This window comes from Deltaproteobacteria bacterium (genome assembly GCA_016218975.1).
GTDB lineage: Bacteria > Desulfobacterota > Deferrimicrobia > Deferrimicrobiales > Deferrimicrobiaceae > JAENIX01.
In genome coordinates, this window is the sequence record JACRCO010000100.1 from 1 (window position 1) to 8541 (window position 8541).

The 8541-nt window shown below is 63.0% G+C and carries 10 protein-coding genes; 2 read left to right on the plus strand and 8 right to left on the minus strand.

The features are described 5' to 3' along the window. The 8 genes from xseA to HY896_14225 form a co-directional block, all read right to left on the minus strand. The coding region (gene xseA / locus HY896_14190; protein MBI5577497.1) for an exodeoxyribonuclease VII large subunit at positions 1 to 776 on the minus strand (776 nt) is incomplete at its 3' end. A 3-nt stretch (positions 777 to 779) separates the two neighbouring features. Further along, the gene (locus HY896_14195) at positions 780 to 1616 is read right to left on the minus strand and encodes a divergent polysaccharide deacetylase family protein (protein MBI5577498.1); all 837 of its coding nucleotides are present in this window, start codon (positions 1614 to 1616) and stop codon (positions 780 to 782) included. Between the two features lie 137 nt (positions 1617 to 1753). After that, complete coding sequence (locus HY896_14200) at positions 1754 to 3151, minus strand: S41 family peptidase (protein MBI5577499.1); 1398 nt, start codon at positions 3149 to 3151, stop codon at positions 1754 to 1756. 56 nt (positions 3152 to 3207) lie between these two features. After that, positions 3208 to 4413 carry a peptidoglycan DD-metalloendopeptidase family protein gene (locus HY896_14205; GenBank protein MBI5577500.1) on the minus strand — a complete coding sequence of 402 codons (1206 nt, stop codon included), beginning with the start codon at positions 4411 to 4413 and terminating at the stop codon, positions 3208 to 3210. Between the two features lie 2 nt (positions 4414 to 4415). Continuing rightward, complete coding sequence (locus HY896_14210; protein MBI5577501.1) at positions 4416 to 5303, minus strand: hypothetical protein; 888 nt, start codon at positions 5301 to 5303, stop codon at positions 4416 to 4418. After that, positions 5300 to 5983, minus strand: a complete 684-nt coding sequence (locus HY896_14215; protein ID MBI5577502.1) for an ATP-binding cassette domain-containing protein — start codon at positions 5981 to 5983, stop codon at positions 5300 to 5302. The genes HY896_14210 and HY896_14215 overlap by 4 nt, the downstream gene beginning before the upstream one ends. Next, positions 5980 to 6273, minus strand: a complete 294-nt coding sequence (locus HY896_14220) for a hypothetical protein (protein MBI5577503.1) — start codon at positions 6271 to 6273, stop codon at positions 5980 to 5982. The genes HY896_14215 and HY896_14220 overlap by 4 nt, the downstream gene beginning before the upstream one ends. 17 nt (positions 6274 to 6290) lie before the next feature. Further along, complete coding sequence (locus tag HY896_14225; protein ID MBI5577504.1) at positions 6291 to 7085, minus strand: glutamate racemase; 795 nt, start codon at positions 7083 to 7085, stop codon at positions 6291 to 6293. An 83-nt stretch (positions 7086 to 7168) separates the two neighbouring features. Between HY896_14225 and HY896_14230 the strand changes: the two genes are divergently transcribed. Together HY896_14230 and HY896_14235 are read left to right on the plus strand one after the other, a co-directional pair. Then, entirely contained in the window at positions 7169 to 7453 is a 285-nt protein-coding gene (locus HY896_14230; protein ID MBI5577505.1) for a hypothetical protein, read from the plus strand. Further along, on the plus strand, positions 7453 to 8427 hold the full coding sequence (locus HY896_14235; protein ID MBI5577506.1) for a 2-hydroxyacyl-CoA dehydratase: 975 nt from the start codon (positions 7453 to 7455) through the stop codon (positions 8425 to 8427). Before HY896_14230 ends, HY896_14235 begins: the two co-directional genes overlap by 1 nt. The last annotated feature ends 114 nt before the right edge of the window (positions 8428 to 8541 follow it).

Here is an 8541-nt window from a genome sequence, read left to right on the forward strand (position 1 = left end):
ACGAGATCGGCGAGAGTGAAATCCGTTTCGTGCCCGACGGCGCTGATGGTCGGAACGGGAGAAGCGGCGATGGCCCGCACCACCGCCTCTTCGTTGAAGGCCCAGAGGTCTTCCACCGAACCGCCCCCGCGGCCGACGATGATCAACTCGACGTTCCCGTGGCCGTAAAGCGCGGCGAGTGCGGCCGCGATGTCTACCGCCGCCCCTTCCCCCTGAACCTGCGCGGGGGCAAGCACGATGCCGACGGCGGGCCAGCGGCTTCTCGCCACCCGGACCATGTCCCGGAGCGCCGCTCCCTGCCTTGAAGTCACTATCCCGATCCGCGCCGGAAAGGCAGGAAGCGGCCGCTTCCTTTCCGGGTCGAACAGCCCTTCCGCCGCCAGGCGGGCCTTCCTCTTCTCAAGCTCGAGGAGCAGGTTGCCCAATCCCCGCACCTCGACGGACTGGGCATATATCTGGTACTCCCCTTTTTTCTCGTAAACTCCGAGAGAACCGGAAACCACGACCGTCTGGCCGTCCCGCACATCGCCGTAGATGAACCGATCCCTCCCGCGGAAGAGAACCACCCGGATCTGGGCGCCCTCGTCCTTCAAAGAGAAATACCGGTGGCCGGAAGGGTAAAGCTTGTAGTTGGAGACCTCGCCTTCCACGCGGACGGAGCGGAACTCTCTCTCGAGGCATGCCTTGATGCCCGCGGTCAGCTCGGATACGGTGAGGATTCCGCTCCGCCCCTCCCGCCCCGGCCCGAACAGGTCCCCCTCCATCCCCTTCCTCAATGCCTATGTTTCCTTTCCGGGACGGAGGAGCTCGTCGAGGGTTACCGCCTGGACGTTCGCCTCCCGCAGCCGCGGAAGCAGGGCCGCGATGACCCTGAGAGTCTCCGCCTTCGCGTGGCAGATCAGAACTGCGGTTCCCTTTTCCTTCGCGAGCGATACCGCCTGTTCCCACCGGCTCCGCATATCTTCGGGTGAAAGCGAGGAGTCGAGAAAGACGTCCCTCCTCGCGGCGGGAACGCCTGCGTTTCCCGCGGCATCGAGCGCCACGGACGCGGGGGTCGTCACGCTGTCCAGCAGGAAATATCCCCTCTTCCTGATTGCCGAAACGAACGCCGACATGGTCGCCCGATCGGAAGTGGCCGCCGAGCCCATGTGGTTGCTGACCCCGGTCGCCTGGGGAAGGTTCTCCGCCATGCGGCTCAGCAGGGACTCGATCTCCGCACCCGTCATGCCCCTTCGGATGCGGAACCGTTCCGTCTTGTCGGAAGCCGGATTTTCAGGCTCCATGGGCACATGCAGAATCACCCCCCACCCGCGCGCGCGTGCCGATTCCGCTACTTTCCGGGAGGACGGCCCGAAAGGAAGGACTGCGACATTGAGTTTCCCGGGCAATTTTAACCATTCGGCGTCAAGGGAAGGTTCGTACCCCATGTCGTCCACCACTATGGCAATGCGCGCCTGCGGAGCCTGCGGCAAGGGCTGCGGAGGGGCCTGGGGCGGAGGGGGCGGCGGCGCAAAGGACGAAGAGGCTGGACCCTGCACGCGATTCCCGGACTCGGGCAGGAAAAGCACCACGCCCACCGCCAGCAGCCCGGCGATGAAGGCCCCGCCTATCAGCATTCCCCAGCGCAGCCTTTTTCGGCGATCCGCCGTCCCGGGGTGTTTGGACATTATCCTTTACGCGAACGAAACGCGAAAACCACCAAGTGCTTCACTTCATAAATACGGTAACGCACCGAGAGCGTCGATGCGCCGTATCAGGACGGCTTGGACTTGTTGATGAAACGCGATTTGAATATCTCCCACCCCTTCAGGAGCTCCACAGCCCTTTCGAGCTGGGGATCCTTGGCGTCTTCCTTCCGTCCTTCCTCCATCTGTGCCGTTTCCTTCTTTCCGTTCTTCCCGTCCTTTTTGCCGGAGGGCTCCTCTTTCTTTCCCTTCGCCACGGTCGGAGAGACCTTCGGTGCCGCGCTATCCTTTCCTTCCCCTTCCCCCCTCAGGTGACGCTCGATGTCCTTCTCCCGCAACGGTCCTGCGTGCCCTTCGATGACGTCGCGGCCGTCGGAAACCACGATGTCCGGTTCGATGCCCTTGGCCTGAATGGAGCGGCCGTTCGGCGTGAAATAGCGCGCCGTGGTCAGGCGGATCGCCGAGCCGTCCTCCATCGGTATGATCGTCTGGACCGAGCCCTTCCCGAATGTCTGCGCCCCCAATACGATCGCGCGCCCGTGGTCCTGGAGCGCGCCGGCGACGATCTCGGAGGCCGACGCCGATCCCGCGTTCACGAGCACCACAATCGGGAACCCGGAATAGGTCCCTTCCTTGTGGGCGAAATACTTGAACTTCTGGTTTTCCAGGCGGCCGTCCGTATAGACGATGAGTCCCGATTCGACGAACTTGTCGGCCACCTTCACCGCCTGATCCAGAAGCCCGCCCGGATTGTTCCGCATATCGAGTACCAGCCCCTTTAGCCCTCCTTTCTCCTTCGTCTGCTCCTGGAGGGCCTTCCCGAGCTCGCTTGCGGTATCCTGCTGAAATTGGGTGAGGCGAATATATCCGATGCCGTCGCCCATCGATTTCGTCTTGACGCTCTTGATCTTTATGACGTCCCGCGTGATGGTGTACTGCCTGGGCTCCTTCAAACCTTCGCGCACGATCGTGATCGTAACCGTCGTTCCGGCCTCGCCGCGCAGCTTTTTCACCGCGTCCATGACGTTCATGTCGCGTGTCGGCTCGTTTTCTATTTTGACGATCTTGTCTCCCGCCTGGAGCCCCGCCCGGAACGCGGGCGTATCCTCGATCGGAGATATGACAGTGAGCACTCCATCCTTGATGCCGATCTCGATGCCGAGTCCTCCGAAGCTGCCCTTGGTTTCCACTTCCACCTGCTTCAGCATGTCGGGCGTGAGATAGGAGCTGTGCGGATCCAGCGTCTGCAGCATCCCCTTGATGGCGCCGTTGATCAGCTCATCGACGTTGGGCTCCTCTACGTAGCTTGTCTGGACCTGCGAGAGGACGTCTCCGAACGTCTTCAACTTCCCGAACGCCACGTTCGCCTGCGCCGCCTGGCGGGATGTGATGAGGTCCCCCGATACGAACCCCACGAAGAAGACGAAGAGGACCGCCGCGGGCCCCAGCCATTTCCTGCCTTTCATTTCACGCCTCCTGCCGATAATTCGGATGATTCCATCGTTCCTGCCCGCGCCGGAGCTTACCGGGAAAGGGGGATCGCCGTGGCGGGATCGATGGCGGTCCCCGCCGCCCGAAGCTCCAAGTATAGCACCGATTTTCCGTCGGGGCTCGACGGCAGATGCCCCACGGAATCTCCGCGGGCGACCGTTTGCCCCTGCTTCACGGAGAAACCGGCGGCTTTTCCGTAAACCGAAAAGAGCCCGCTGCCGTGCTGCAGGATGAGCACCTTTCCGAACCCCGACACGCTTCCCGCGAAGACGACTTCGCCCTTGCCGACCGCATGTATCGCGGCCCCCGACGGGGCCTCTATCTCCACGCCCCGGTTTTCCACCATGACGTCGAAGAGGGGGTCGCGCTGCTTCCCGAACTTTCCCACTATCTTGCCCGAAAGCGGGGGGGACAGCCCCCCCGGGACACCGGTAAACCGTTCCGGGCCTGCTTTCCGCGGCTCCTTCTCGCGTTTTTCCCTGGCTCCCGCCCTGCGCTCGATCCGCGAAACGAGCGCCTCCATGCGGGCGATGCGCGCCTTGAGAGCCTTCAGCTCCTTCGCCTTCTCCTTCTTCTTCCTCTCGATCTCCGCCAGGCGCTTGCGCTCTTCGTCCTGCCGGGATGCAAGCTTCTCCCCGACCTTTTTCTGCTCCGTCATTCGCTTCTCGGAATCCTCGATCCTGCGCTCGATTCCGTCGAGGACCCTCTCCTTTTCCTCACGGTCGGCCGTCAGCCGCCCGTAACGGGAAAGCTCCCCGTCGAGGATCCTGCGGGCGAAATATCTTCTGCGCTGTTCGGAGGCGTCTTTCAACGGCAGCCATGCCCTCGGGCGTTCGCCCGCGAACGCTTCCGCCGCAACGGATGACAGCGTCATCCGCACCTTTCCCCGTTCCTCGTCGAGAGTGCGGACCTCCCGCTCCGTCCGGTCCATCTGCGCGCCGAGAAGGGACAGTCTCCGATCGATCCTCGCGATCATCCTCCGCTGTTTCGCAAGCCGCGCTTCGAGGTCTCCCACTCTCCCCCTGCTCGCCTTTTCCCGCCTGATGGTTTCCGCAAGCTCGGCCGCCGCCTTCTCGGCTTTCTGCTTCATTTCCATCAGCCGCGCTTTTTCCCTGCCTGCTTTCGCGCGCGGTTCCGCTGCGCCCCCTGCCGCGGCGATGAAGAGGCACGCGGCAAGAAAGACGGCTGCCTTCACGAGGAATGACGAAGCCCGCCGGGAAATACAGGGCAAGACCAAGGTCATTTCCTGCCCGACCGCGCCGCTCGCCACCCCAGCAGGGACGCTCCGCCCGACAACAACGCTGCGGCGCAAATGAAAAGGATAAGCGGGACGAGGACAGGCAGTGTAAGGATCTCGGAGGAGGGCCCTATCACACGGCGAAGCTGTGACAGGCGGCTCTCCAGCAGGTAATAGGCGCCGGAGGACGCGGCGACGGCCGCCAGTGAGAGCGACCCGCAGACCAGCGCGCTCCCCGCAGCCCGCGCGAGCGCGATTCTGCGGAAGGAGATCCCCCGTTCCTTCAGAAAATCGAAATCGCCCGAAAGACCCACAGCGCGCGCCTTCTCCTGAAGATGGAAGATCGCGAAAGCCGCGATGCACAGGACGGCCAGGACCGCCCGGAAGAAAACGCTCGACCATCCGGCGGCGCGCAGGAGCGACGGGAGGGATTCCGCTCCGAGGAGGACCATTTCCACTTCGGGGAGCGGCTTCAATGCCGCCTCCACGGCGCGGATATCAGCCTCGGCGAACCGGTCGCGGCGCACGCGTACCTCGATGTAGCCGGGGAGAGGGCTCGCGCCCGCCGTCCGCAGCGACTCGAGACCGGGATAGGCATCGAGGAATTCCTTCCACGAGGTTTCCGGGTCCTTGTACGCTGCGGAGCCAACCCCCGGCAAGGACGCCGCTTTCTTCGCGATCCCTTCCCCTTCAGCCGCCGAAACGGAAGACCGGAGCACCGCGGTGACGGTCCAGCGTTCGGAAAGGTACCGGTACGGCCCGCCGGACAGGATCATCACGGTGAAATATCCGCTCAGCAGCAGAAGCAGGAGGAACCTGCTCACGCACTCCCGCAGGAAAGAACGCGGCATCAGCGTTGCGTCGATCCGCCAGAGAGGGATGCGGCTCACGGTTCGCCTTCCCGCGAACCGGAGATCCGGAACAGGCGGAACGGCCCCTTTGCCGTTCCTTCCGCCCAGGCCGCCTTCCAGCGATCGGGGAACGATCTCTCCGCAAGCACGATCGTCTTTCCTTCGCGCGCCAGTGCACGGAACAACCCCCCCAGCATGTCAGTCCACTCGGCTCCCGCATTCGCGACCAGCATGTCCGCGAAAAGATACTTCGGATCGCGGAACAGCTCCGACGCCAACGCGACCCTTGCTTTTTCCGTCGTCGAAAGAAAGGAAAGCTCGCGGTCCCGTATTCCTTCAAGGCCCATCAGCCCCAGCAATTCCTCGCGCCGCCGCTCCCGTTCATCCGCCGTGATCCGATCCCCGGCGGTTCCCGATAGAAGGAAGAGATCCCGGACCGTTCGGCCCGTGATCATGGGGAAACATTCGGAGACCGCGCCGGAAGCGGCCCGGAACGCGACTGCCGCCTCCGGGCTCTCGCGATAAACGGACGTCCCGCCCGCAACGACGTCTCCCGCGTCCGGCCGCCGCTCCCCCCTGAGGATTTTCATCAGGAGAGTTTTCCCGCTGCCGGCGGGACCGCAGACGACGCATGCCTCCCCGTCGCCGAAGGACATGTCGAGCCCTTCCCAGAGCGTTTTGCCGCCGACGGCCGCTCCGACCTGGAACGCCTCGATCATTTCGCGAAGGGGCCTTTCGCTGCGGATTCGAACGCTCCCGAAAACAGTTTGCGCATTTCCTCGAGGTGCTGCGCCTTCATGCGCGCGCGGAGGGCGTCGTGCCATTCCGGCCGGTCAAGGAGATCTTCGTAGGACTGCCGCACGGTATCGAGGATGACGCCGCCAAGGAATGTGTGCGTGATGATCTGCGGATTGTCCTTCCCCCCGTCCTCCGTTTGTATATGGTAAACCTTCCCCTTGTGCTTCAGGTTGTGATTGAACCCCGACAGCATGCGGACGCGCTGTTTCATCGCTGTTCCCCCGCGCCTCAAAGCGTAACGCGGGATACCTCCTCTATCCCGCTTCCGAGAAACGCCTCACCGACGCGGGCGAAATGCTCCGGATCATCGGTGACGAGGAAAATCCTCTCCGTCTTTCCTCCTTCCCGTTTGATGCCGCTTTCGGAAATCAAGGTATCCACGACCCTGGCCGCCTCCTCCCCCGAATCGATGAGGATGGTGCCGTCCCCCAGGAACCCGCCGATCGGTTTCTTCAACACTGGGTAGTGCGTGCAGCCGAGTATCAGGGCATCCGGCGGGTCCGCGCGGAACGGGGCAAGATACTCCGCGATCACGTCGCGGGTAACCGCCTTCTCCAGCCACCCTTCCTCCGCCAGCGAGACGAGCAGCGGACACGGCCGGCAAAGGATCCTCGCCTGCGGCACCGCATGCCGTAGAGCCTGCTCGTATGCCCCCGAGCGGATCGTTCCGGAGGTTCCGATCACCCCGATCGAGTCCCGTTTCGGCAATCCCGCGATGCGGCGAACGCAGGGATCGATCATTCCCACGACCGGGATCTTGTAGATTTTTCGCAGGGTGGGCAGCGCCAGCGAGGAAGCCGTGTTGCAGGCAACCACGAGCATTTTGATGTCGTAGCGCGTTATGAGGAAATTGGCGATCTCGACGGAATAGCGGGCGATCGTCTCCCCCGATTTCGTGCCGTACGGAACCCGCGCGGTGTCGCCGAGATATACGAATCTTTCCCCGGGAATTATCCGCGTGAGCTCCCTCAGAACGGACAGTCCCCCTACCCCCGAGTCGAACACGCCGACAGGCCTATCCACGTCGTCTCCTAAGACTTTGATTTTACTAACTTAAAACGCTATACTGTGAATGTCAACAAAAGCCCCTTTATAAAGAGGCGCCGATGGGCGAATTATTGGACTTCCTGACAAGCGCAAAGCTGATGGACCTGGCCACGGATCCGAGGGTCCTCTTCCTTGCGGCCGTGGTCTTCATCGCCGCTGTATTGTTGCGTTCCAAATTCGTCCTGCTCCTGCTTTTCGCCGTCGGAGGGGTGCTTGCCGTCATCCGTTACTCGAACCTCGATTCTGGGGCGGCCGTCATGGACAAGCAGATGCTCACCGTGGTCGGGGGTATCCTGGCCGTCGCGGTGGTGCTTATCTACTTTCTCTTCATCCGTGGAGATTGATCCTGCGGGTAGGTTTCACCACAACCATCCCGGTTGAAATCCTCTTCGCCGGCGGACACAAGCCGGTAGATCTCAACAATAGATTCATCACGTCGCGCAGGCCGCAGGATTATCTGCGCGCCGCGGAATCGGACGGATTCCCGCGGAACTGCTGCGGCTGGATCAAGGGAATTTACGGCGTCGCGCGCAAGCACCGGTTCAGGGACGTGATTGCGGTAACACAGGGAGATTGCAGTTTCACGCAGGCATTGATGGAAGTCCTTTCCTACCGGGGCGTCAGCGTCGTCCCTTTCGCTTTCCCGTTCGATCGCGATCCCGATCTTCTCTCCCTGGAACTGCGAAAGCTGTCGCGCCGCTTCGGCACCACCGTCCCGCGCGCCGAGTCCTGGAGAAAAAAGCTGGACGTCATCCGCGGAATCGTCCGGGAAATCGACAGGCTCACCTGGGAGGAAGGAAAGATAACAGGAGAGGAAAACCATCTTTGGCTCGTCAACTGCTCCGACTTCGAGGGAGATCCCGCGAAATACGGGCGTCGCGCCGGGGCCTTCCTGTCGAAGGCGAAGGCGCGGCCCGGCCGCAGGGACCTGATCCCCATTGCATTCGTCGGCGTGCCTCCGATAATTTCCGGGCTCCACGCGTTTTTCGAGGAGAGCGGCGCACGTGCGGTCTTCAACGAGGTTCAGCGCCAGTTCGCCATGCCCGGGCCGGCGGAGAACCTCACGAATCAGTACCTTCGCTACACGTATCCCTACTCCTTCTTCGAACGGCTGGAGGACATCAGGATGGAAACCGCGCGGCGCCGCGTGCGTGGCATCGTGCATTACGTCCAGTCGTTCTGCTTCCGGCAGATCGAGGACATCCTCCTGCGGGAGGAGATCGGGCTGCCGGTGCTCACTCTGGAAGGCGACGCCCCCGGCCCGCTCGACGGGCGCACGAAGATCCGCATACAGGCGTTCCTCGAAATGCTCCGCTGACCGCGTCAGGCGCCCGGAAGGCGCACCGCCTCCGCATGCTGCCTACCGGGCTCGGCACGCCTCGCGGGGCTGCCCCTCGCGGGGGACGCCTTGCCCGGCCGTCCTTGGCCGGGC

Coding starts and splice junctions, on each gene's coding strand:
- HY896_14230 (MBI5577505.1), top strand. CDS start 7,169: ATGGGCGAATTATTGGACTTCCTGACAAGCGCAAAGCTGATGGACCTG.
- HY896_14215 (MBI5577502.1), bottom strand. CDS start 5,983: ATGATCGAGGCGTTCCAGGTCGGAGCGGCCGTCGGCGGCAAAACGCTC.
- HY896_14195 (MBI5577498.1), bottom strand. CDS start 1,616: ATGCTGATAGGCGGGGCCTTCATCGCCGGGCTGCTGGCGGTGGGCGTG.
- HY896_14200 (MBI5577499.1), bottom strand. CDS start 3,151: ATGAAAGGCAGGAAATGGCTGGGGCCCGCGGCGGTCCTCTTCGTCTTC.
- HY896_14220 (MBI5577503.1), bottom strand. CDS start 6,273: ATGAAACAGCGCGTCCGCATGCTGTCGGGGTTCAATCACAACCTGAAG.